General features: G+C 60.6%; 17 protein-coding genes. 7 read left to right on the top strand and 10 right to left on the bottom strand.

Going from position 1 to position 24,126, the window contains the following annotated elements; genetic code table 11:
• Nucleotides 1–120: 120 nt before the first annotated feature.
• Together H1B37_RS00670 and H1B37_RS00665 are read right to left on the bottom strand one after the other, a co-directional pair.
• Nucleotides 121–1,347 (bottom strand): sialidase family protein, encoded by a 1,227-nt coding sequence (locus H1B37_RS00670; RefSeq protein WP_220497972.1) that lies wholly within the window; start codon nucleotides 1,345–1,347, stop codon nucleotides 121–123.
• 191 nt (nucleotides 1,348–1,538) lie between these two features.
• On the bottom strand, nucleotides 1,539–3,761 hold the full coding sequence (locus H1B37_RS00665) for a 3-keto-alpha-glucoside-1,2-lyase-like domain-containing protein (RefSeq protein WP_286177255.1): 2,223 nt from the start codon (nucleotides 3,759–3,761) through the stop codon (nucleotides 1,539–1,541).
• Between the two features lie 144 nt (nucleotides 3,762–3,905).
• On the opposite strand from H1B37_RS00665, the gene H1B37_RS00660 reads away from it, so the two are divergent.
• Entirely contained in the window at nucleotides 3,906–5,924 is a 2,019-nt protein-coding gene (locus H1B37_RS00660) for a DUF2339 domain-containing protein (RefSeq protein WP_182864677.1), read from the top strand.
• Nucleotides 5,925–6,077: 153 nt separating this feature from the next.
• On the opposite strand, the gene H1B37_RS00655 is transcribed toward H1B37_RS00660, so the two are convergent.
• From H1B37_RS00655 to H1B37_RS00645, 3 genes are all read right to left on the bottom strand, one after another.
• Nucleotides 6,078–6,821 (bottom strand): ABC transporter ATP-binding protein, encoded by a 744-nt coding sequence (locus H1B37_RS00655; RefSeq protein WP_286177254.1) that lies wholly within the window; start codon nucleotides 6,819–6,821, stop codon nucleotides 6,078–6,080.
• A gap of 114 nt (nucleotides 6,822–6,935) precedes the next feature.
• Entirely contained in the window at nucleotides 6,936–8,534 is a 1,599-nt protein-coding gene (locus H1B37_RS00650; protein WP_182864675.1) for an ABC transporter permease, read from the bottom strand.
• Nucleotides 8,535–8,771: 237 nt separating this feature from the next.
• Nucleotides 8,772–9,407, bottom strand: coding sequence for a cytochrome c oxidase subunit 3 (locus H1B37_RS00645; RefSeq protein WP_436297906.1), 636 nt, complete (start codon nucleotides 9,405–9,407; stop codon nucleotides 8,772–8,774).
• 439 nt (nucleotides 9,408–9,846) lie between these two features.
• Between H1B37_RS00645 and H1B37_RS00640 the strand changes: the two genes are divergently transcribed.
• The 6 genes from H1B37_RS00640 to folP all read left to right on the top strand — a co-directional run bounded on the left by H1B37_RS00640 (nucleotide 9,847) and on the right by folP (nucleotide 14,856).
• A complete protein-coding gene (locus H1B37_RS00640; protein ID WP_182864674.1) occupies nucleotides 9,847–10,800 on the top strand; it encodes a hypothetical protein in 954 nt (317 codons plus the stop codon).
• 3 nt (nucleotides 10,801–10,803) lie between these two features.
• Nucleotides 10,804–11,139 (top strand): tetratricopeptide repeat protein, encoded by a 336-nt coding sequence (locus H1B37_RS00635; protein WP_182864673.1) that lies wholly within the window; start codon nucleotides 10,804–10,806, stop codon nucleotides 11,137–11,139.
• A complete protein-coding gene (gene recO / locus H1B37_RS00630; protein WP_182864672.1) occupies nucleotides 11,140–11,898 on the top strand; it encodes a DNA repair protein RecO in 759 nt (252 codons plus the stop codon).
• Nucleotides 11,895–13,283: a tetratricopeptide repeat protein gene (locus H1B37_RS00625; protein ID WP_182864671.1), complete on the top strand. Its 1,389-nt coding sequence runs from the start codon at nucleotides 11,895–11,897 to the stop codon at nucleotides 13,281–13,283. Before recO ends, H1B37_RS00625 begins: the two co-directional genes overlap by 4 nt.
• Nucleotides 13,284–13,561: 278 nt before the next feature.
• Nucleotides 13,562–13,978: an LPS assembly lipoprotein LptE gene (lptE, locus tag H1B37_RS34255; RefSeq protein WP_353620745.1), complete on the top strand. Its 417-nt coding sequence runs from the start codon at nucleotides 13,562–13,564 to the stop codon at nucleotides 13,976–13,978.
• Nucleotides 13,979–13,992: 14 nt separating this feature from the next.
• A complete protein-coding gene (gene folP / locus H1B37_RS00615) occupies nucleotides 13,993–14,856 on the top strand; it encodes a dihydropteroate synthase (RefSeq protein WP_436297902.1) in 864 nt (287 codons plus the stop codon).
• 163 nt (nucleotides 14,857–15,019) lie between these two features.
• On the opposite strand, the gene gyrA is transcribed toward folP, so the two are convergent.
• The 5 genes from gyrA to H1B37_RS00590 form a co-directional block, all read right to left on the bottom strand.
• A complete protein-coding gene (gene gyrA / locus H1B37_RS00610; protein WP_182864669.1) occupies nucleotides 15,020–17,854 on the bottom strand; it encodes a DNA gyrase subunit A in 2,835 nt (944 codons plus the stop codon).
• Nucleotides 17,855–18,142: 288 nt separating this feature from the next.
• Complete coding sequence (locus H1B37_RS00605; protein WP_182864668.1) at nucleotides 18,143–19,447, bottom strand: 3-keto-disaccharide hydrolase; 1,305 nt, start codon at nucleotides 19,445–19,447, stop codon at nucleotides 18,143–18,145.
• A gap of 93 nt (nucleotides 19,448–19,540) precedes the next feature.
• Nucleotides 19,541–21,988: an ABC transporter permease gene (locus tag H1B37_RS00600; protein WP_353620744.1), complete on the bottom strand. Its 2,448-nt coding sequence runs from the start codon at nucleotides 21,986–21,988 to the stop codon at nucleotides 19,541–19,543.
• Nucleotides 21,985–23,022 carry an ABC transporter ATP-binding protein gene (locus H1B37_RS00595; RefSeq protein WP_182864667.1) on the bottom strand — a complete coding sequence of 346 codons (1,038 nt, stop codon included), beginning with the start codon at nucleotides 23,020–23,022 and terminating at the stop codon, nucleotides 21,985–21,987. The genes H1B37_RS00600 and H1B37_RS00595 overlap by 4 nt, the downstream gene beginning before the upstream one ends.
• A gap of 257 nt (nucleotides 23,023–23,279) precedes the next feature.
• Nucleotides 23,280–23,726 carry a hypothetical protein gene (locus H1B37_RS00590; RefSeq protein ID WP_182864666.1) on the bottom strand — a complete coding sequence of 149 codons (447 nt, stop codon included), beginning with the start codon at nucleotides 23,724–23,726 and terminating at the stop codon, nucleotides 23,280–23,282.
• Nucleotides 23,727–24,126: the final 400 nt, after the last annotated feature.

Below are 24,126 nucleotides of genomic sequence, written 5' to 3'. Positions count from 1 at the left end.
GAAGTAGCCGCCGTCGCCACGCTCGATGCGAGCATGGAGAACGCCGGGGAACCACCTTCTGGCGAAGGTAGCTACATTTCGATGCCGAATCTGCGTCGGTTCGAGATGAATTTTTTGATCCTACTGATCCCCGCCAGCACGCTGGATCTTCCCAACATCCACACGTGCAAAACTGATGCGTTGATAGGCATTCTTGCCGGAAGCGTCGCCGTTTTCGAACAGCACACCGACGGTCTGGTCGTCGACCATCACCAGATCGCTGTACGCCGCGGGTCCGGTGTGGATCAGCGGTCCGTCCAGCCAAGACTTGGTCTGATCGGATGAATATCGAAGACGCAGATCGCTGCGTCCCGACCCGCTGGGGCCGTTCTGATCGGGAGCGGAAAAGACGATCAAGTTGTTCTTCACCGCCAGCAATGCACCTTGCACGACAGGCGGATCGAGCACGTCGGGCGCCGGGCGGAATGCTTTCCATCGGGGATCACGTGAATCAAACGTCTCGCCACCGTCACCGCTCCAGGCTTCCCCACGCGTCCTCGGTTTTCCACCGAGTTGGTTGCGGGTGTTGATGTAAATCGTTCCGTCGGCAAGTTCGACCACCGTGGTTTCGTTGGCGCCGATCGCGTCATCGTACGTTTCATCCAGTGCTCCCAGACGCCAGGTTTTTCCGTGGTCGTCACTGAGGATCAAGTGCGCCCCCAGATCACCGCCATCGTGTCCGTCGGGGCCGATCCGGTGGTCCGCCGGCACGACCAGACGTCCGCGATCGGGACCACGCTGGATTTGAATCGAATGAACCGGTCCGGTCGCGTACCAACCCCACGCCTTCTTCTTGACGTCTTGGGTGATCTCGCGCCGCGGTGACCATGTCGCACCATGGTCGTCGCTAAAGATGACGAACACGCGATCGTTCTCCAGCGTGAACGGCATCCAGATCCGATCGCCATGCTCCGGGTCAAGCAGGTCGACCACGGGCGCCGGATTGCCGATCGTGATCTCGGTCACCGCATCGCTGACGTACCTGCGAAAGTCACTGTTCTTCTGCACGACTTGCAGAGCGTTCCACGATTTCCCGCCATCAGTCGAGCGTTTCATCACCAGATCGATCTCGCTGGCATCACCGCCTTGACGGGCTTCACAAAACGCCAGCAAGTCATCGTTGGCCGCGCGAATCACGGCGGGAATGCGAAAGACCTTGTACCCGTCTTGGCCGGCGGCAAAAACATGTGTGACCGGAAACCCGGTGTCGGTCCGCGTGGGTTCCGCGGCGTCGGTTTGTGGGGCTGCGAAGCTGGTTGCGATCAGCAGAAGTGCGCAGAAGTAGGATTTTGGATCGAGGATTTTCATCGTGTTCAAGGTTATTTGTTTCGTGAATCGCCGGTCAAAAGTAGCTACCTTCGCCAGAAGGTGGATCCCCGGGTTTCCACGCTCTGGCGAGCGTAGCTACGTCAATGGTTTCCACGCTCTGGCGAGCGTAGCTACGTCAATGGTCGCAATGCCGGGGAATCGGCTAAAGCCTAGACACCAACGGTTGCGGCTCACTGCTGCGGCTGGTCCCAAAGACGATAGGGATCGTCCAGGCGGCGCATTTCCTTGAGCAACAGTTTTTCCAGCCTGCTCCGCTGGGCCTTGTATTTCGGATCGTCGGCCAAGTTGACTTGCTCCGGCGCAGGCGTGGTTCCCACCAATGCACTGACCGAGGCGTCATGATGTTGCGTCAGAAACTCGTGCGGGTTCTCGGCCAGGTTGAACAGTTGTGTCTCGCGGACTTTCCCGTCCAGCACGTCGTACTTGATCAATTTCCAGTCGCCCTGTTTGACGCAGCGCATCCCCGGTTTCGTGCCGCCGCAATAGACGCCGAACAGGGTCTCGCGGATGACTTGCTGTTTGCCGAACAAGACCGGGGCAAAGCTGGTGCCTTCGTTCGTCTTCGGCGCATCGACGCCGATCAAGTCACAGATCGTGGCCAGGACATCCATCAAGTAGATGTTGCCCGGAGCTCGGGTTCCTTTGGGGATGCCTGGCCCCTTGGCGATGAACGGGACGCGCCAGGTGTGTTCGTACAGATTTTGTTTACCTTGCAACCCATGCCGGCCGATCGCCATGCCGTGATCGGCGGTGTAGAAGATGTAGGTGTTGTCCAGCTCGCCGAGTTGCTCAAGTTTTTCAAGCACACGCCCGATCTGTTGGTCGATGTTTTCGCTGCACGCGAATTCGCGTCCCAATTCGTTACGGATCGTTCGCTCGTCGCGGCGTTTCCAGACGCCGCTGACCTTTTCTTCGTCGCGCAATCCGGGATGCCCGTGGTGAAACGGGTGCTCGGGTAAATAGTTGATCGGCAGCTGGGGTTGTTTGGGATTAGCCGGCGGCAATGAATCCTTGTCGGTGTGATTGACCGCGCCGTACTTGGCGTTCAGATCCGATCGACCGTCTCGGGTGTCGTGCGGGTGCGAGAATCCGAAATAGATCAGGAACGGATCGGTGTCCTTGGTCGCTTCACGCTGGCCGAGGTAGTCCAAGACTCGATCGGCGTGCCAGGCGCTGCCGGTTTCATGCGTTCCGCCGCGTTTGGTGGCCTCGTGAACAATCGTGAACAACTGGTTCGCCGCGTCGTAGCTGTTGCCCCGCTTGCAGGTCCGCATGGTGTCATAGCCGGCACGGTTGAAGACGGCGGCCATGGTGTGATCGGGCAAGTCGGTCGGGACGAGCTTGGGATTGTCGGCGTTGGGATTCTGTTTGGATCGACCACGGTTGGGCAGGTGCCAAACGCTGCGTCCGCTCATGATCATGTGCCGCGATGGCGTGCAAACCGCACCGGACCAGGACCCCATGTGGTGAGCGGCGTCCAGGACGATGCCTTCGGCGGCCAGTCGATCTAAATTGGGCGTTTCCAACTTCGATTGCTTGTTGTAGATCTGCAGATCAAACGGCGACTGGTCGTCGGCCAAGATGAATAAGATGTTGGGTCGCTTTTCGGACCGCTTAACCGATTCCTTCTTCGTCGCCGCCGCCTTTTTCTGGGCGGCGGTGCGACGGGCAACGATGCCGGCCAGCTTTTCGGCCTCCGCTTTCAGGACCGCCGGCGCGATCGTTTCCGGCGTGACCTCACTGTGCCCGATGTCTTCGTCGGCGGGGATGCTGCGGATGCGGATGTTGCGATACCAGACCGGATCGCCGTGGTCTTGCAAACTGAGATTCCCGCCGCGACTGGCCAAGTTGCCACCGCGTTGTTTCAGCATGTCGACGTTGAACGCCCACTTGGGATCGCTGTAGTCAAAGTCGATGACCTTGGTGCCATTGAGCCAGTGCTGGACGACGGAACCCTTGCAGACGATCCGGGCATCGTTCCACTGGCCCACCGGACGCGTCTCGTCGGCCGACGGTTGCATACAGAAATACAAGGACGCCGCGCTGGTGCGAGGGTTCTTGCCGTCCTTGTGTTTGGAATTGTCCAGGATTTGATATTCGTACTGGCCGGGTCGGTAGTACACACCGCTATTGCTGCCCGCAGCGACTTTCCACTGGAACCGCAGCTCAAAGTCGTCGGGGACCTTGGCCGCCTTGTAGGTCAGCGATCCGCCCTTGCCGGTGCGTGTGATCACACCGTCTTGGATTACCCAGTTCCCACTGTGTTGCCAACCGTCCAGACTGGTGCCGTCAAAGAGCGTTTGAAATGACGATTCCTGGGCAACCGCGGGTGCGAATCCGCCCAGCAGTGGCAGTAGCACGAATGAGAGGAACAGTCGAAAGGGTCGCGACATGGCGGAGCTCCGAAACGCGAGCGAGGCGGGAAACAGGGGAGAGGTAAGATTCTAGTCGTTTCGAGAGACGAGGGTGCGTTTGCCTGATGAAATCGGGATTTTGTTATCCTGTTGTGAGTCCTCCCACCACAGTCCCAATACTCCATGCACACGTTTCCCGATTTTCGCTGCCCGGCCGAGGCGATGGGTTTGGCCGGGATCCTCTTCAGCCTGCTCCCGATGTGGGTGGCATTGGGGCAAGGCCGCTGGCTGGCTCGGTCGGCGGTCGGCGTCGCCGCGTTGGGGCTACTGCTTCCGCTGCACGCGTACCAGCCGATCGTGTGCTTCAGTCTCGCCGGAGCCGGGTCAGTACTGCTGTTGAGTCTGCTGCGATGCATCGTCCGGCGTGATCAAGTGCGTCGGCGACATCCGCGCACGGTCCCGCCACTGTGGAAGCGGATCGAGTTTTGGTCGGGGGCGTTGACGGGGCTGATTGTTGCAGCGGCCTGTGTCGGCTGGGCGGTTCGCATCTTTTGGGACTTTGGCTGGCTGGAGACGTTCCTGGTGTTCTTGCCGGTCTTCTTCAGCATTGAACTGGTGGCGATGTTGTTTGGCGATGCCTTTCGGCTCGGCCCCCGCAGCGTGACCCGCTGCGATACCTTCGCCCTGTCGTTTCGCCTGTTCGACGTGATGTTGGCGATCGTTTTGCTGGCGGTTCTCTTTGCGATCAACATGCTCGCGCTGCAGCACGCCTCCGCTCCGCACTGGCCATCGATGCTCATTGCAGCAGGATGGATGATGGCGGCCACGGTTTCCATCGCGGCAATCTTCATGGATTTTCGCGCACGTTATCGAATCGTTGCGATGATTGCTCTGGTGATTGCCCTCGGTGTAGCCCTTCAGTTCGCCGCGGTCGGCGGCAAGTGGTTGATGCAAGCCAGTTCGCTGTTTTTCTTGCCGGGTGCCCCGTACTGGACGATGATCGGAGCCTATTCGGCCGCACTCTTGATGACGACGCTATGTGTCGCGACGGCCGGCGCGTTTTGTTCTCAATCAATCGATGCCTCCGCACAGCGGTCGACACGGCAAGTCGCGATGGTGGCGTCATGCTCCCTGATCGGATTGTATGGCATCTGCTTGATTCCGATCACGGTGAAGATGGCATCGCCGTTGGCTCCACCCGATCCGATCGCCCAAGATTCGACGGTCTATCATCAGCTGGAAGCGGCCATGGCGGAATCGATGCGGTTGAATCCAAAGGAGCAAACGTTGGAAGTTCTTTCCCGAACGGGACGCAAAAAGAATGCCGACAAAATCGCTGCGGCATACGAATCGATTCGAGGCTCCGGTCGCCAATCGTTTCGCGGGCCCGATCCGCTGGCCGGCAAAGTCGATGTCAACAACCTGGGACAGAAGCTGAACGTCTTCAGATCGTGGGCGCGCTGCATGGACAAAGAAGCCAAAGCAATGGTTGCCAACGGTCAGTTTTCCGAGGCCGGTGAATCATGGATCGATTGCATTTACGTCGGACATGGCCTCGGGCGTGGCAGCGATTTTTCATATGCGTTGACGGGCATTGCGATCGAAGGCATTGGCCAGGAAGGTTTGACGCGGATACGCAACGACCTGCCGATCGACCAGCTTGAAAGACTTTTGCCCGCGCTGATCACCATCGATTGCCAGCGTGAATCACTTGATTCGATCCGCCGCCGCAGCGACTTGATGATGGATCAACGGTTGGCTTGGCAGTATCGGCTGGCGATGCACGCGCCGGCACACTTGTCAGCACAAACGGCAACCGAAACGAAGACATTGGTGTCACCGTCGGTTGAGGCGACCGGCGATGCGATTCATCGGCGTGACGCCGCGTTGCGAATGCTGATTGCCGAATTCGCCGTGAGGGTGTTTTCGGAGAAGTACGGCCGCTTGCCCTCGGAACTCGAAGCGTTGGTCCCTGAGTTTCTCCCCTCGGTTCCGGCCGACCCGTACACCGATCGGCCGCTGATCTATCGCCAAACCGACCAGGGTTTTGTCATCTACAGCGCAGGCAGAAATGGCATCGACGATGGCGGCCAATTCGGAGACATCACGACGCTGTATCAGGACGACAGCGACTTTGACCTGGACACCCTGATTCGCCCAATGAAGCCGCCGGCCGGGGGCGTATTCGGTGGTGGAATCTAGTGCTTTGTCACAGCTTGGGTTTCGGATAGGGGAACTCGCCAAGAGTCTCGCACTGGCGTTGCGACACCGCACGGGGGGCCGAAAGCTCTTGCGGCTTCCGCCGAAAGCCTTGGCGGCTTCCGCTACGGCAGGAACATCCAATTGGAACGCAGCTTATGCGGCTTGGGTGGCAAGGGCGGGTGCATCGTCGGCGACCGCTCCACGGTGAATCTGTCCGTCTTGCATCCGCCAACAGACGTCGGCCGAGGCGGCGATTTCGTCGTCGTGGGTGATCATCAGAATCGTCAGATTGTCGGTCTCTTTTAGATCCGCCAACAACCGCAGAATCTCTTGGCCGGTCTCGGTGTCCAGGTTGCCGGTCGGTTCGTCGGCCAACAGCATCTTCGGATCGGTCATCAGTGCCCGAGCGATCGCGACCCGCTGCATCTCGCCGCCGCTCATTTCACCCGGACGGTGTTTCGCCCGGTGCAACAATCCGACACGATCGAGCAACGCTTCGGCCCGGCGACGGTTTTCCGACCGCGACTTGAAGTAGCCCCAAACGCTTTGGCCAATCATGGCCGGGGCGAGCACGTTTTCGATCGCCGAAAGTTCCGGCAACAGATGATAGAACTGAAAGATGATGCCGATCTCATGGTTCCGATAGCGATCGCGGACCGCGCGTGGTGCGTTGTCGATCCGGTTGCCTCGAAAAAAGATTTCGCCCGCGTCGGGACGGTCCAGCGTGGCCAGCAAATGCATCAGCGTGCTTTTGCCGCTGCCGCTGCGGCCGACCAGTGCCGTGACCAAACCTTGCCGGACTTCAACATCAACACCGCGAAGCACGGGAACATCGATGCGGTCCTTGTGATAGCTCTTGGTCAATCCGCGTGCGGTCAAAACGAGAGGAGTCGGCATCAAACGGTCTCAAGGCATGGGGAGGGGGGGAACACATTTGCAACCGTTGGTGTCTAGCCTTTAGGCGATTCTCGGTCGCTAGCACAAAAAGGTGTCGAACACCGTTTCCGCGGATCATTCAAAACGCAGTGCTTGGACGGGATGCATGCGTGCCGCCCGCATGGCCGGCAAAACGCTGGCCAGGACCGCGATGGCGATCGCGCCACACATCACCCAGACCAAGGTGAAGGGATGAACGATCGTGGGGATCTCGGTGAAGTAATAAACCGTCGGGTCAAATACCTCTTGTCCGGTAAACATTTCCAGCAAGCGCGCGATGTCGTTGATGTAGTGCACGAACAACAGCCCGCCGACCAAACCGGCACCGCTGCCGACAAATCCCAACAGCAGCCCATAGGACATGAAGATGCTGCTGACGCCACGCCCCGAAGCACCAAGCGCTTTTAGGGTTCCGATGTCGCGTGTTTTTTCGACCACGATCATGAAGAACGTCGCCAGGATCCCGAACCCGGCCACGGCGATGATCAGGAACAGCAGGATGTTCAAGATGGTGGTTTCCAGCCGCACCGCGGAGAGCAGCGGGCCTTGCAGATCGCGCCAGGTCTGGATGTTGTAGGCGTACAACTCGGGCGGAAAACGATGTCGCAGCGCGTCGCGGATGGCGTTCAGGTCGGTGCCCTCGGCCAGTTTTAATTGGATCGTCGTGACGCTACGGACGCCGGTTTGGGGGTCGATCATGCCGCGAAATTCTTGCAGCTGGTCCAAGCGGACGAACGCGAACGTGCTGTCGTACTCGCTCATCCCCGATTCATACAGATCGACGACCGTAAATTTTTGGTTGATGACCTTGGTTTCGCCCGCCGCATTGGGAAAGATCATCCGCACGTCGTCGCCCGGCTGGGCGTAGAAGTGGTCGGCCACTTCGCCGGAATCGTCTCGGTGGCGAACACTGCAGGTGGAGATCCCCAGGATGATGCCGGGAAACTGTTCGGTCATCGGGTCCACCGCGGCGACCAACTGGTCGCTGCTGCCGGAGATCAATTCCTGCGAAAGCGAAGGCCCGAAGGAAGGTCCCTCGGCTGCCGCGGCGGCCGCGGCGGCCGCTTCGGCTTGTTCGTCGGACTCGTCGGACTGGCCACCAGCCTTGCGCCGCAGTTCGGCCATCATTTCCCGCTCTTGGGCGACCAGCTTTTCGATCCGGCGTTCTTCAGTGACTCGATCGCGACGGTGTCGCCAACCGGCCGCGGCGAGCTGCTTGCGATCGGGGGCGTAGCCGGATTCACGCAGCTGGAAACTGGCCGAGGTTTTGTTTTCCGGGTGCAGTAGGTACTTGCCGAAGTCGCTGACGTTGTCGTAGGTGGTCGGGTCCAAGCCGATCAAATTGACGTGGCGTCCGATCTGTTGGCCGCGGAAATCGATCCCCAACATCGCCGGGACGCTGACGCTGACCGAGGATCCGACCAGGGCCGGACCACAGATTCGTTCGATTTCACGCAGGTGGGCGTCCGGATCGGGCATGCCGCCGGTGGCGTGACATTCGATCATCACGTCCGACGCCAAACCGTGCAGCCGCTCGTGCATCTCGGTCGAAAAACCGCTCATCACACTGTTGACGACGATCAGCGTCGCCACCCCGAGCGTGACGGAGATGATCGACGCCAGCGCGATGTAGCGTGTTTTGAGATAACGAAAGCAGAGTAACCAGCGATACATATAGCCCGTCCTTTGGCTCGTGTCGGTGTTGTGGCCGTCCGTTCCACCGTATTGGGCCGCAGTCTAGGGAACTGCCGCCGCCGACGTAAAGATGAAGTCAGGCTGGACAACGCCACTTCGCAGAAGAAACGTTGTGAATCGCCGGTCAGATGTAGCTACCTTCGCCAGAAGGTGGATCCCCGGCGTTTCCACGCTCTGGCGAGCGTAGCTACGTCGAACAAAAAAACCGCTGTCCGACTAAAACCCGAACCCGCCGGTGGTCAGCCAGAACGTCACGATCATGCACAGCCACACCAGGTCCAGAAAGTGCCAGTAATGGGCGGCGAAATCGACCGGCCAATGGCGTTCGTGGTCGTACAACCCGATCGCCGAACGGGCCGCGACGATGCCCAACGCGATGATGCCGCCCAACACGTGCAGCGCGTGCAAGATCGCCAGCACCACGACCATGCCCGCCACCCCGCGGCCCGGGCCTTGGAAGGTCGCCGGACCGAGCAGGATTTCCGTCATCGCCAGGCACTGGACCACCGTGAACACGACCGCCGCGGCGGTGCTGATCCCCAACAACCACCCCGTCGTGCGGAATCGATCGCGACGGACCGTCCGGGTCGCCGCGTGGACCAAAAAACTGATCACGATCAAACACACCGTGCTGACCAAAAATGTTTTGGGAAGCGGGACCAGTTTCAGCGGATCGTCGCTGCGTGAGATCGCATACAGCGCATACAGCAGCAGCGTGGCGACGAAGAAAACCAGCAGCGAAAGCAAAAACAGCCAGCCCCCCTGTTTGACCCGGCGGTCCACCGGCAACACGGGAGGCAAGACATCACCGCGGTCGTCGGGTAGATCGGTCACGCTTGTTCCTGCAACCATCGTATTTTGAATCCGGTGCCTGTGTACGTTTCGGAGCCCCTGTTTTCGCCAGCCAGACGCCTTTGTCGAGAGCCTGCGAAACCCTGGCGGGGTGATCCACCGACGGCCAGGGGGTGAAAGTAAAGTTTCGGGAGCACACCGCAACGCGAAGGGAGGAATTCAGCCGGTTCACGCCAGCATCGGGGCCCCCGTTGATTCTAACTGAGCGCTCTTGGTTAAAAGCCGGTAACGTTCTCGCGATCCAGGCGGTATGCTTGGCAATCATAGTCCGGCGGACAGCATTCCGCTGCCTGGCTGACAGGATTGCTGGCCCCGAGACCGAACCGCCCGCGCCCCACTGCATTACCGCGCCGCCGTGTGGCTTCCCACCGTCCCTTTCTAACCGCATTTTGCCTCCGCAGACAATTTTCCCACGAGTCATCCACGAGGCATCCCCCCCATGAGCGAAGTACGCGAATTTTGCAATGCAGACTTACCCGGGTTGGCCAGGGTGTGGAGCGAGCACTGGACGGCGGCCCAGTCGCCGCCGCCGATCAGTGCGACCATCATTGAGCGTGCGATCTTGTCGCGAGTGTTTTTTTCGCCCCGCGATTTATTGGTCGCGACCATCGACGGGCATGTCGAAGCCTGGTGCCATTTCAGCCGACCGGGCGATCACGGCGACGACTGGTCGGGAATGCCGGCCAGCGATGTCGCAATCCTGTCGGCGATCTGTTTCACCCACGCCGGACTGAAATGCTGTGACGACCTGCTCGCCGCGGCCGAAAAACGCATCCGAGCCGAGCAATGTCACTCGATCCTGGCCGGCCCGATGCGAGACCAACAATGCGGTTACGTCGGGCTGTCGCCCATCGGTCACGGCATCGGGGTCCCCGACGTCGATGTCCGCGCCGCGTCGCTGTTGAGCCGGCATGGGTATTCGCCCGAGAAAAGTTTTCAGCGGATGGTGGTCACGACGGCCCCGTATCGCCCGCCGGTCAATCGCGAAATGATGCAGTACCGCCGCACGACGCGGGCCGAACGATCCGCCGTCGTTCCGCAACAAGGACGCTATGCGTCGGCGATGGCCCACTTGGATATCGAACACCACCAATTGATCAACCACCGCAACGGCGATCGACTGGCCAACGTGCGATTGTGGTTGAGCGACCCGGAGGCCCAGGTGATGAGCTGCTCAGAGGCGATTCTGGATCTGTCGGTCACCGAAACGCCCGGCGAATTGACCTCCGCGGAAACCTTTCTGATCGCCGCGATCATCCAATCGATGGCCACGCGATGTGTCTTTCGCGTCGAAACCGCCATCAACGGTGAACATTCGCAACTCAACGAACAACTCACGTCACTGCATTTTGAGAACACCCAACGCGGCCAGCGTTGGACGAAGGAGCTCTAAGGTATGTCACGCAAAGAAAAAATCCTGGCGATGCTTGAGGACGATCCCTCGGACACGTTCTTGCGTTACAGCCTGGCCATGGAATTGCGCAGCGAAGGGGACCACGACAGCAGTTTGGGAAAACTGGGCGAACTGATGCGTGACACTCCCCCCTACGTGCCGGCCTATTTCATGGCGGCCCAACAGCTGGTCGATTTGGGCCGCATCGACGAGGCCCGGACGCACTTGCGCGACGGCATCGACCAGGCCCGCCACCAGGGCGATGGACACGCCGCGGCGGAAATGAGCGAATTGCTGGCAACGCTCGGCGACTTGGGCGAAGACGACGACGAACTGTAGATGGCTGCCGAGCAGACCACGGCGGTCGTCCTGCGAGCGATCCCGTTCAGCGAAACCAGCTTGGTCGTCACGCTGCTGACACGCGACTTCGGCCAGGTCGCCGCGTTGGCCAAGGGCGCTCGCCGCCCCAAGAGTTCCTTCGAAGGTTCGCTTGACCTGCTGGCCGTCTGTCGTGTAGTGCTGATTCGGAAATCCTCCGATGCGCTCGATCTGTTGACCGAGGCCAAGCTCCAGCGTCGTTTTCGCGGGGCGGAAAAGTCGTTGGATCGCGTCTATGCCGGATACTACATCGCCGAAATGCTTCGACTGTTGACGGACAACCACGATCCCCATCCCGGGCTGTACGACCTGACGCTCGACGCGCTCGGGCAGATCGACGGCCGCGGAAATTCCGCCTTGGCACTGCTCGGCTTTGACACCTCGGCCCTGCGATTACTCGGCCATGCACCGGCGACGCGCCGCTGCGTCGATTGCGGCGGCCGCATCGGCGACAGCCCGCGGATCGCGTTCGCACCGATCGCCGGCGGCGTCGTGTGTCGCGACTGTCGACCGCGTCAGCACAGCCTGTTGACGGTCAGCGGGGAAACCATCGATCACCTGGAACGATTGCTGGCCCCCCACACGCGATTGCCGATCGAGCTTCCCTCGTCGGTTTATCGGGAGATGCGAGGCTTGATCAACCGATACATCCAAGCAATCCTCGGCTCGACCCCGAAAATGCAACCTTACCTGCCCGCCCGGATGGAACCGGTGGAATGAAAAAGAATCAACAACAATTGGACCGCCCCGGCCGCTTCACCCGATGCGGATTGCGACCGTTGCTAGGGACCTGCGTGTTGGCGGCCGTGGCCGGGTGCCAGAGCTTCGGCGGCGGGTCGGCAACACGCGGCTGGTTCCCCAGACTGCCGTTCGGATCCGTGGCCACCGACGAAACCGAAACACCGCCGCTGGTCCAAGCGGAGGATCCGCCCCGCGTGGCGTCCGGCAGCGCCAGCAACGCCGGCGGCACGTTGGCCAGCGGTCTGCCCAGCACCAATCGACTGGTCGGCTATGTGACCGGTAAAAAGCACGAAGACATCCCCAAAGCCAAGGAACTGTATCGTCGCGGCGACGAACGATTCAAACAGGCCGCCAGGGCGCCCAAGGCGACCCGCACCGGGATGTTCGCCGAGGCCGCCGAATTGTTCGAAAAGGCGTGCAAAGAAGCACCGGGATCGGGATTGAATCAAGACGCGTTGTTCATGCAAGGCGAGTCGCTGTTCTTTGCCAATGACCTGAACGGCGCACGCGACGCCTTCGAAGAACTGCAAAAGGACTTTCCACGCAACCGTCACGGCGACCGCGCCGCCGCACGGCTGTTCTCGATCAGCAAGTACTGGATCGATGTCTCCAAGGCCGGCGACGATGCCTGGTACTCGCTGAATCTGTTCGACACCACCCGCCCGCTCCGCGATGCCGATGGACACGCGGTCCGTGTGTTGGACCAAATCCGCTACGACGACCCGACCGGCAAACTGGCTGACGACGCGACCATGGCCGCGGCCGCCGAACACATTCGCAATGAACAATACGAAAAAGCCGACGAGTTCCTGACCGACCTTCGCGAAACGTTCACCGACAGCGACCACCTGTTCCTGGCACACCTGCTGGGGATCCGTTGCAAGCTCGAAATCTATGGCGGACCGGAGTACAGCGAGTTGGTGCTGGACGAAGCCGATGAACTGGTCAAACAAACACGTCGCCGCTTCCCCAACGAACTGCGTGAAGAGAAGTACAACCAGTTGCTCGCCCGCGCAGCTGCGGAAATCGCCTACCACAAAGCCGAGAAACTTGCGTTCCGAGCCAAGTATCGTGAACGCAAGAAGGAGTATGGTGCGGCGGCCCAGCTGTATCGCAAAATCCTGCGTGACCACCCCACCACGCCGCAGGCCGATCGGGCTCGCGACGTGTTGGCGCGGATCGATGACCTGCCGGCCACGCCGACCCAGAACTTCGCCATCCGAGCCATCGCCAAGGCGTTTCCATCGGCCAAACGCTCCACACCGCTGGTGACCGTCGACTCGGTGCAACCGACCGAGGAGACGAGCGAGGAATCTCCGGCGGACGCGCCCAGCGAAACGACCGGCAAGAAGCTGCTCCGCTAACAGGCAACCACGCGATGGCCGCTCCAACGCCCCCCCAACCCGTGCCTACGGCCAAGCGCCGGTCAAACGTAGCTACCTTCGCCAGAAGGTGGATCCACGGGGTTTTCCACGCGCTGGCGAGCGTCGCTACGTCAACGTGGCGCTGTCCAGCTGGACACCAACGCGGTCTAAAAATCGTTTTCAGCGGATTCATATCCTCCCTGTGTTTACTCCTCCTCAACGGCTGCGCGGCCTACCAATTCGGTTCGGCGGCGCTGTACCCCAGCGGCATTCGCACCGTGCACATCCCCGTGGTCCGCAACGAGACGTTCCGCCACGACTTAGGCCCACAATTGACCGACGCCCTGGTCAGAGAAGTCGAGCGGCGGACGCCCTACAAGGTTGTCAGCAACCCGAACGCGGATTCCGTTTTGCGGTGTAGCATCTCGGGGCAATCCAAAGCCGTGTTGACCGAAACCAGCAGCGACGACCCACGGGCGCTTGACAGTGCGATCACGGTCGGCGCGACTTGGACGTCACGAGATGGGCGACGGTTGATGCAGAATAGTTTGGCGAGCGTTGATCAAGACAGCATCGGATTCAGCCAAAGCGTTCGGTTTGTGCCCGAGGCCGGCCAGTCGATCGACACGGCCAACCAAGAAGCCATCGACCGTCTGGCCCGACGGATCGTCTCGCAAATGGAATCCCGCTGGTAAGGGAGCATCAGAGGATGCCTGAGAACGAAGCCCGCACCGAGAAACGCTGGGACATCGGCAAACGTGTGCTGACGTTCGAAACGCGTCCGCTGGTGATGGGCATCTTGAACGTCACCCCCGACAGCTTTTCCGATGGCGGACGGCACAACGATCCGAGTGCCGCGATCGAATTGGCGCTGGCGATGCAATCCGACGGCGCGGACATCATCGACATCGGTGGCGAGAGCACGCGGCCCTACAGTGACCCGGTCGCCGTCGGCGAAGAGATCGATCGCGTTTTGCCGGTCATCCAAGGGCTGGCCGGGCGGCTGTCGATTCCGATCAGCATCGACACCAGCAAAGCGACCGTGGCCAAAGCGGCCATCGATGCCGGTGCGGAGATCATCAATGATGTGACCGGCTTGGAAGGCGACCCGGCGATGCCGCAACTGGCCGTCGACGCACAGGTCGGTGTCTGCGTGATGCACATGCGGGGCACGCCCCAAACGATGCAAGATGACCCGACGTACGACGACGTGGTCGAGGAGATCTACGACTACCTGCAGCAACGTTTGGCGTTCTGCTTGGATGCCGGATTGGCAAAGGAACGCGTCTGCCTGGACCCGGGCATCGGATTCGGCAAAACGCACGAGCACAATTTGCGGCTGCTACGGCACACCGCCAGATTCTGTGACTTGGATGCCCCGATCTTGATCGGTCACTCGCGGAAAGGCTTCATCGGCAAACTGCTCGGCGACAAGACCGCCGATCGAACCGCTGCGACGCTGGGCGTGTCACTGGCCGTCGCCGCCGCCGGGGCACACGTCATCCGCGTTCACGACGTCCGCCCCACCGTCGATGCGCTGAAATTGTTTCGAGCCTGCGGCGGGATCCGGTGATTCCGGGATTTAACAGGCGTTTACAACTTCACCCTCCCTGCCAGGGAGGGTGAATTCTTAGCTTGGTCCCCATGGGATTTCGACATTTTCATAGCCGCGAAATCTTCTTACCTGATTTGCGGCGGGTTCCGAGGCGGAGCCTCGGAACGGGCCAACACGCCGATCACTCGCCGCCATCCCCACTCGTTTCCTCGTCGGAGCCTGGGCTGTCGCCGTCGGCGGGCTGACTCGTTTCGCCCGCGTCGGCCACAACCGCTGCGGATTCCGGCGTGGGTGCACCGGCATCGGCTTCGCTAGCCCCTTCTTCGGCCTCTTCCTCGGGCGGGATGCGGACCGCGGCAACCACCGTGTCGCCGCCATCGACGTTCATGATCCGCACGCCTTGGGTGTTGCGGCCGATCACGCTGATGTCCCGCGCGGCGATCCGCTGAATCTTTCCCTTGCCGGTCATCAGAAAGACTTCGTCGTTGTCGTCCACACGGGCAATCGCGATGACCTTGCCGTTGCGGCTGCTGGTTTTGATGTCACGAAGCCCCTTTCCGCCACGCCGTTGGGTCCGGTAGCGGGCCGATGACGATCCGTTTCCATTCTCACTCTCGGTCTCTTCGCCGCCTTCATCGGCGATCGCGTTGGGGCCGAACGGGGTGCGTTTGCCATAGCCGTTCTCGCAAACGGTCAACAGCGTCGCCTCCGGTTCGGCGACCACCATTCCGACCACATTGTCCTCACCGACCAGCGAGATGCCTTTGACGCCGGAGGTGTTGCGCCCCATCGGCCGGGCGTCAGATTCCTTGAACCGAATCGCCATGCCCGACGCGGTGACCAGGATCACTTCGTCACCCGGTCCGATCACGTTGGCCGAAACCAACTCGTCGCCTTCGCGCAACTTGATCGCGATGATCCCGCCGCGTTTGGGTCGGCTGTATTGTTCCAACGGCGTCTTCTTGACCAATCCGCTGCGGGTGGCCATCACGACGTAAGCGCCTTCTTGGTTGAAGTCGCGGATGGCCAGGCACGAGGCGATCTTTTCGCCTTCTCCAAGCGCCAACAGGTTGACGATCGCACGGCCCCGGGCATCGCGGGGCAACTGGGGCAGGTCATAGACCTTTTGCCACATCACCTTTCCGGTCGTCGTCAAAAACAGCAGGTAGGCGTGGGTGCTGGCGACGAACAGATGCTCGATCGGGTCTTCGCCATCGGTCTTGGCGCCCTTGAGTCCCTTGCCGCCGCGCCGCTGGGTGTTGTAAACGCTCGAAGGCGTGCGTTTGATGTACCCTTCGTGCGTGATCGACACGACCATCGTTTCTTCGGTGATCAGATCTTCCAGATCGATGTTGCCGAGTTCTTCGTGGCTGATTTGGGTGCGGCGCGGCGAACCGAATCGGCGCTTCATCTCCTCCAAGTCTTCCTTGATGATGCCATAGACCCGCGCCTGGCTGCCAAGGATGTCCAGGTAGTCGGCGATCTCTTCGAGCAATTGCTTGTGCTCGTCGGTCAGCTTTTCCTGTTCCAAGTTGACCAGTTGCCCCAACCGCATCTTGAGGATTTCGTCGGTTTGGACGCTGGTCAGGGTGTAGGTGTCCGATTCGCCGCGTTCGAGTTGGAACTGCCGGAAGCCCTCATCGCCCAGGGCGCGTTGCATCATCGATGCCGGGCACTCGATGCCCATCAAGCGTTGCTTGGCCTCCGGTTGCGTACGACTGGTGCGGATCGTTTGAATGATCTCGTCGATATTGGCAAGCGCCAACAACAACCCTTCGACGGTGTGTTTGCGGCGTCGCGCTTTGGCCAACAAGAATTGGGTTCGCCGCCGGATCACGGTGATGCGGTGTCGGATGAATTCCTGCAGCATCTCCTTGAGCGTCAACTCGCGCGGCTTGCCGTCGACGAGCGCCAAGAAGATCATCGAGATCGTGTCTTGCAGCGGCGAGAACTGGTACAGCTGGTTCAGGATGACATCGGGATCTTCGTTGCGTTTCAGCTCGATCACCAAACGCACCGGTTCCTTCAAGTCCGACTCGTCGCGGATCCCCGAGATCCCTTTGATGCGATCGTTGTTGACCAGCCCGGCGATTCGTTCGACGACGCGGTCACGGTATTGCTGGTAGGGAATTTCCGACACGATGATCCGGTGCCGGTTGCCCTTCATTTCTTCGATGCGACATTTGGCGCGCACGACGATCGTGCTGCGTCCGGTTTTGTAACCGCGACGGATGCCGGCCCGTCCGCAGATGATGCCGCCGGTGGGGAAATCCGGGCCGGGGACGATTTCGCACAATTCGTCGATCGTCGTGTCGGGTTCATCGATCAGTTTGATGACCGCGTCACAGATTTCGGTCGGGTTGTGCGGCGGGATGCTGGTGGCCATCCCGACGGCGATCCCGCCGGACCCGTTGATCAGCAAGTTGGGGAACTTGCTGGGCAACACCGTCGGTTCGGTCCGCGCCTCGTCATAGGTCGGGATGAAGTCGACGGTGTCCAGTTTCAGGTCATCGAGCATCGCCGCGGCAACCGCCGACAGACGCGCTTCGGTGTACCGCATCGCCGCCGGCGGCAGACCGGCGATCGACCCGAAGTTCCCCTGTTTGTCGATCAGCAGCGAACGCATGTTCCATTCCTGGGCCATGCGGACCAGCGTCGGATAGATCACCGACTCCCCGTGGGGGTGGTAGTTACCCGAGGTGTCACCGGAGATCTTGGCGCACTTGACCCGCTTGCTGCCTGGGCCGAGGTTCAGGTCGTTCATCGCGACCAAGATCCGCCGCTGGCTGGGTTTCAGCCCGTCGCGGACGTCCGGCAGGGCGCGGCTGACGATCACGCTCATCGCGTACGTCAGGTAACTTTCCCGCAGTTCGTCTTCGATCGGCAGATCGATCATCCGCAGGGCACCCTCACCCCCCTCGCCTGAACCACCTGCGGCACCTTCACCTTGAGGGCCCGGCGGATCCCCGGAGCCGTTCTCTTCGTCTTGGCCGTTTTCGTCGTTTTCGTCTGCCACGTGGTGTCCTAGCGGAGAGGTAGAAAACCGCGGGAATCACCGTAAATTACGGGTTCGCGCAAGCCGCGAAGTCTACCATTTTCACGCTTTGTTCACAACGGTGGCGGGGAGTTGGGAGGTGGGAGGTGGGAGAGAAGGTTTCGTTCCCAGGGGTCGGGGCGAGGACTGAAGTGTAGAACCATTGTCCCCAATTGTTCCCCCTCAGCCGCTTGCGGCTGACCCCGGCATCCTCTGCCCGCTGCGCGGTCATGGGGGAACAGTTGGGACAACGGTTCTACAAACCGCGACCTACAGTTCGCGGATGGAGAGCGCGCGGAACTGGACGGCGTCGCCGTGGCCGGCGAATCCGAAGTGGCCTTTGGGACGGTCCTTGCCGGGGTGGTCGCTATCGGCCATGTACTCGCTGATCTCCGATAGATCGGTTTTCAAGATCACGTTGCCGTTCAGTTCCACCGTGATGGTGCTGCCGTCAACGGTCACCTCTTGAAAATTCCACTCGCCGACCGGACGCAAGTACCCGCGTGCCGCCGCAGCCATGCCATAGGCCGAACCGTGGTACTGTCGCTTGTCCAGGTTGGCGTATTTTTCCGCGGTGTTATCGAGCACTTGCAGCTCGCACATCGCTGCATAGGCCGGATTGCCCTTCAGCGGCGAGCGGATCGCCAAGCCATTGTTGCCCCCCGGCGGCAGGCGGAACTCCAGCCGAGCGACGAAGTTGGCGTACTCCTTTTCGGTCAGCAAGTTTCCGCCCTTTCCTTTCTTACACGCGATCGCCCCGTCGACGACTTCATAGTTGTCCGTCGCGCCGACCCAGCCGGTCAGGTCGCTGCCGTTGAAAATCGACTGGAACCCGTCCGCACCTTTGGCCGCCAACTTGCTGTTGGCTTCCTCGGTACTCAGCTCTTTGATCTTCAAGTTACGCCAGCGGATTTCACCGCCGTGGGTTTGCAATTCGATCGGGCCGCTGACGAACAGTGGCGATTGTCGATCCCAATAGTTCTCCATGATTGCATGATCGACGACCAATTGATCGTTCAGCCAAACGCTGGTCCGCGCGCCGATTTGCAACACACGGACCGAGTTCCACTGGCCGAACGGTTTGTCGGCACACACCAACGGGTCTTTCCCCGGGGCACCGGCGCTGTTGTTCCAAAGCCCCCCGCTGCCCTTGTCGGCACCCAGCTTGAACTTGGCTTCTTCGGTCGTGTCCCAGATCTGAACTTGCGGGGTGGCTTTCAGATAGATCCCGCTATCAGCCCGGGGCACCGTCTTGTATTCCAGATGCAATTCATAGTCACGATAGTCTTTGTCGGTCACCAGGTAGGCACCGTGCCCGTCGTTGACCAGTTCGCCGTTCTCGACGCTCCAGTGTTTTTCGGCGTCGGCTTGCCACTCGGCCAGCTTTTCGGCGCGTTCCTGCTCGGACATTTCGGCCAACTTGATCGGGCTGAAATGGGGACGGCCGTGCCAGCCGTCCAGGTTCTTGCCGTTAAAAATTGGCTGAAATCCATCGGGGGTTTCGGCCGACGTGACCGATGGCACCAAAGCAAGGGCTGCGATTGCGGCAGCAAAGACCAGGCGGGAAAGTTTCATGGCGGGGGTGATGTCTCGCGGGTAGGAAACGGGAAGGCCGCTATGATAACCAAACTTTGCCGCGATTGGTCGGCGGTCGGTTGCCGAGAGCCGTCAAAAATCACGGCGTGCAAAATACACCGACGAAACCGTCAACATCACGGCCAAGAAAAGGCTGCAACTGACGACGGGACGCAAGATTTTTAGCTGGACGACTTCCTGGTCCTCTTCTGAACTGCCCCCGATCGCAAAGGACGTCTTGCCGCTGACCAACGCCGCAACCGTCTGGCTCAATTCCCCCGTTTGTGGCGTCAGCGTACGCAGCGGGGTGATCAAATAACGGTCAACACTTCTCCAGCTGGTCAGGGAGGGGCGGATGGTCCGGTCGACGGTCGTTTGCGGCGTGGCGTCGCTGCCCAGGGTGACGAAATCGATCGAATCGATGTGGTGGGCGATCGCCAGCCGGCCGGATGGCGCGTCGAATTCGATCGCCGTCACCTCGCGCTGCGGCAGCATCGTCCAGACGAGGTCGTCCCCGCTGCGCGTCGCGATCCGGACCAGGCCGTCGGTCGTCAGAACGGCAAAGCGATCGGCCTGGCCCACCCCTTCGGCGGCCACCACCGTCTGGTCCTGCGGCGAAGGGAACTCGAGGAGCGTTTCCAACGTCGCCGCGTCGATCCAGCGCATCGGTTCGTCCGCCCGGGCCAGGAGCACCGCGGAACCGCTGACGGCCATCGTCGTCCGCGCCGCACTGTTGTCGTCCATCAACACATCCGCGGCCAGCGTTGCGGTGGGCTCATGCGATGCGCCGCCAGTGACCGGTGCGCCGACGGCCGAATCATCGGCCTCCGCCGACAACTCCAGCCGCATCAAACGACCGCGCGAGTAAACGATTAGTGAATCCGCCCCCGAAACCGCCTCCACCCGCACCGGATCGGTCAACGTGACGCCGCGGGGCAAGATGGAATGAAACGCTTCGGTCGCGCCGCCCTGCATGCGGATCAAATCGGTGATCCACGCGGTGACCCCGATGCTTTCCGGCGATGGCACCGCTTCGGCGCCCGTTCCGGAGTCTGAAACTTCGCCGCTGCTTTCCCCCGACGATGGCGGCGGATCACTTTGCCCGATCCCCGATTCGGAAATCGCTTCGTCGATCTTCGTTGCCATCAACCCGGCGTTATTGAGCGCGAGCAACCGGTCGTCGACGACGATCAAACGCCGCGTTCCGTTGGGCAACCGCAGTCCCGGGTTGGGCTTCCATTGCCGAGATCCGTCCAACACCAACAGGTCCAACGATCCGCTGCCGTACAGGTTAAACCGGCCGCCTCGGATTCGCGCCGTCGCGATCTTGCCGTCCGCGATTCGGACCGGCGGCACGATCAAGTCGCGACGACGAAAATCGCCCTCGATCAACTCGTCCCACTGGTTCGATGCCGAGTCAAAACGCTTCAACTGGCCGCCACGCGTCGTGACCACAACGTCTTGGTCGTCAAACGACATCTGGGCGATGCGGTCGGGCCCGCGAACCAACGTGTCGAAGTAGCCGCCGATGAACCCGATCACCAACACAAATGCGCCGAACATGCACGTGACGCCGATCGACAAGATCGGCGAACGCCAACGCAATCCGGCAAGCAACGAAACACTAAAGAAAACCGCGAACAAGAACACCGCGACCGGGATGCACCACAGCATCCGCGCGTTCCAAATGTCCAAACGAAAGCCCGCGATCAACCACAGCCCGACGACCAACTGCGTCACGCACAAAAACACAAACGCACAGCCGCCGATGAACTTGGACAACAACAACATCGTTCGCGAAATCGGCTTGCTCAACAACAAGTGCAACGATCCCGGTTGCAACATGTCGGGAACGATCGACGCGGTGACCAAGATCCCCAAGAAGATCAGCGCGAATCCGAGCAACCAATCCATCATGATCGGCACGACGAACTGGTTGATCAGCGAAACGAATTGCTCCTTTCCGATCAAGAAGAACGCGGGAAAATCAAATCCCGCATACGACAGTGTGATCGAGCGGGCCGACATCGCGGTGAACACGCCCGGCAAGGCCGCTTCGATCCGCAGCCTGGCCCGACGCCGTCGCTGGGGCGTGGTGAGCTGATCTTCGGGAATCTCATCCAACTCGCGAAGCTCGCGCAAGCGAACCGTCGTCTGCCACGCTTGTTGATCGTACCAGGATTCATCGTCCAACGATTCATTCAGCGAATCGGCCAGCGCGCCCTTGTCGATGCGGACGTCTTCCCCGCGCGCGACCTGACGAAGCTTGCGCCGGATGTCGTCGGGAAAGGTTCGTGCGATGCGTCCCAGCGCCGTTTCCGATTCCTTGGGATCGACCAGCCCCCGCGCCAGCATCGCTTTCATCTGCGTGCCGTTGTCCAAATCGAACCAGCGAAACGTCGTCGTGTAATCTTCGTGGTACCCGATCGGCGCCAGCGCCGCCAGGAAGATCCAGATGGCCACAAAGGCGATCCACAGGATCCGCGAGGCGAGCGCGGAATGAAACGAGTCCGCGATCACGGCCAGGTACGGTTTGATCACGCTTGGCCTCCATCACCGACGACCGCCGACGGGCGCTCCGATTCGATTTCCGCTGAGGCACTCGCAACCGAGTCGGTTTCGACCAACCGCATGAACGTCTCCTCCAACGATTCACGTCGCACCTCCAATCGCGAAATCGATTGGCCGGCCCCGCGCAACCGATCGACCACCCCATTGATTTGATCCTGGCCGGAAACGGCGATCGTCAATCGAAACGTCTTGCGGACCTCGGTCACGTCCATTTCCGCCGCTTCCCCCGGTGCGAAGATCGCTTGCCAATCCGGTGCCCGGTCACCATGCCCCTCACCGGGGACTTCGACGATCAACTTTTGTTCGTCTCGATGTGCCAATTCGTCGATCGGCCCGATCGCTTTGATTTCGCCCTTGGCCAGGATCGCGACCCGCGTGCAAACCATCTCCACTTCCTGCAGAATGTGGCTGTTGAGAAAAATCGTCTTGCCGCTGTCGCGCAATCGATCGATCACCTTGCGGACCTCGTTGCGTCCGACCGGGTCCAGCCCATCGGTCGGTTCATCCAGCACCAACAGATCGGGGTCGTGAAGCAAGGCTTGGGCCAGCCCCAAACGCTGGTACATTCCCTTGCTGAACCGCCGCACGGATTCTCGATCGCGGCCTTCCAACCCGACCAGCTTTAACAGCGCATCGCTTTGCGCATTAATCTCGGCCGAACTCATGCCGCTCATCCGCCCGTAGTAACGCAGCGCCGATCGCGCCGAATGATGGCGATCGACGCGCAACGATTCCGGCAGGTAACCGACGCGGGACCGGGCGGCCGAACTGCCGATCGGTTGCCCCAACAACGTGGCGTCGCCGCCGGACGGTTTGACCACACCCAGCAGCATCTTGATCAGCGTCGTTTTTCCGGCGCCGTTGGGGCCGAGCAACCCGAACACCTCGCCGGGATAGGCTTGCAGAGAAACGCCGCGAACCGCGTCGATCCGGCGGCGCCCGGTCAGCGACAGGCTGCGATAGGTCTTCCGCAGCTGGTGGACATCGACGATGGGCTGGGACACGGCGGATCATGTTGAGTTGGCGACTGACCGCTCCAGTATAGCGGGGCGCCACGAAATCCGCCCGCCCTGACCGATTGGACATGCCGGTTCACCATGCCTGTTCGAGGAAGCATTCGCGCGCTGCCATCAAGTACAGGCGGTCCGCCTGACTTTGGGTCGCCGTGTTCTCCGAACTCGGCGTGCGCATAAAATCGGCGTGCGCATAAAAAGCGAAGCTTTGCCCCACGCCGACCTCGGAGAGGACGGCGACAGTTCAGTTAACCCGCGGCGGCCCCGAACATCAGATAGCCCAACCAGGCCATCGAAACGGCGATCACCGCCGCAGCCAACCAGCGATGCCCCGGATGCCGCCAATCGGGGCGTTGCACTTCGCGTTCATACAGACTGCGAAACCGCTCGCGCTGGTTCTCGGTTGTGAACACCCCGTCTTCGACCAGTTCGTTCAGGCCGAATTGAGTCGAGTATTCCACAACCCCATAGACGCGATGCCGGCGGTCCAATTCGTCAACACCGACCCCTTCGAAATACCAGAGCTGGTTGCCGAATTCGGTTTCCGTTTCGGCCCGATTGTCGATACATCGCACCTGCAGGATTTCACTGCGTTGTGGACAAAAGCGGGCGCGGATCATGGCTCGATTGCAATCGAGCCTGACTTGGCGGATGGTCGCTTCTGAGAACCGAATCACCTGCACATGGCTGTTCATAGACCCCTCTCGTTATTTTCCGCCTAGTGGAAACTAAACTCACATAATTCGATTATTGCCGGGAACCTAAATTCCGTCATGGGCAGAATGCGGAAAAAGCGGACCGAATCTCAATATTTGTAAGTTCGGAAAAGACGGCACGGGGCAAACTGGCGAAGCCCCGTCGTTTTTGTCGACAGGTTGCGGTCTAAGAATGAACGCGCGTTCAATTTTTTTGCGGCTGCCCGAAAGGCGTTGCGGCCAACACAAAGGCGGCGTGCCCCACCGAAAACGAACGCCACGCGATTCGCACAAGTGCCCCCCCCCCCGCGGCAACACCGCTACAGCCAAGTTGCCGCGCGGCGTTAAACTGGCCCTCTGAACCAGCGGACCGGCTCCGCCATCCAGGCATCCAGCGTGC

The organism is Stieleria mannarensis, from assembly GCF_014154935.1.
Taxonomy (GTDB): Bacteria; Planctomycetota; Planctomycetia; order Pirellulales; family Pirellulaceae; genus Stieleria; species Stieleria mannarensis.
The sequence above is the reverse complement of the archived record's forward strand: the minus strand, read 5'-3'. Positions and strand labels throughout refer to the sequence as shown.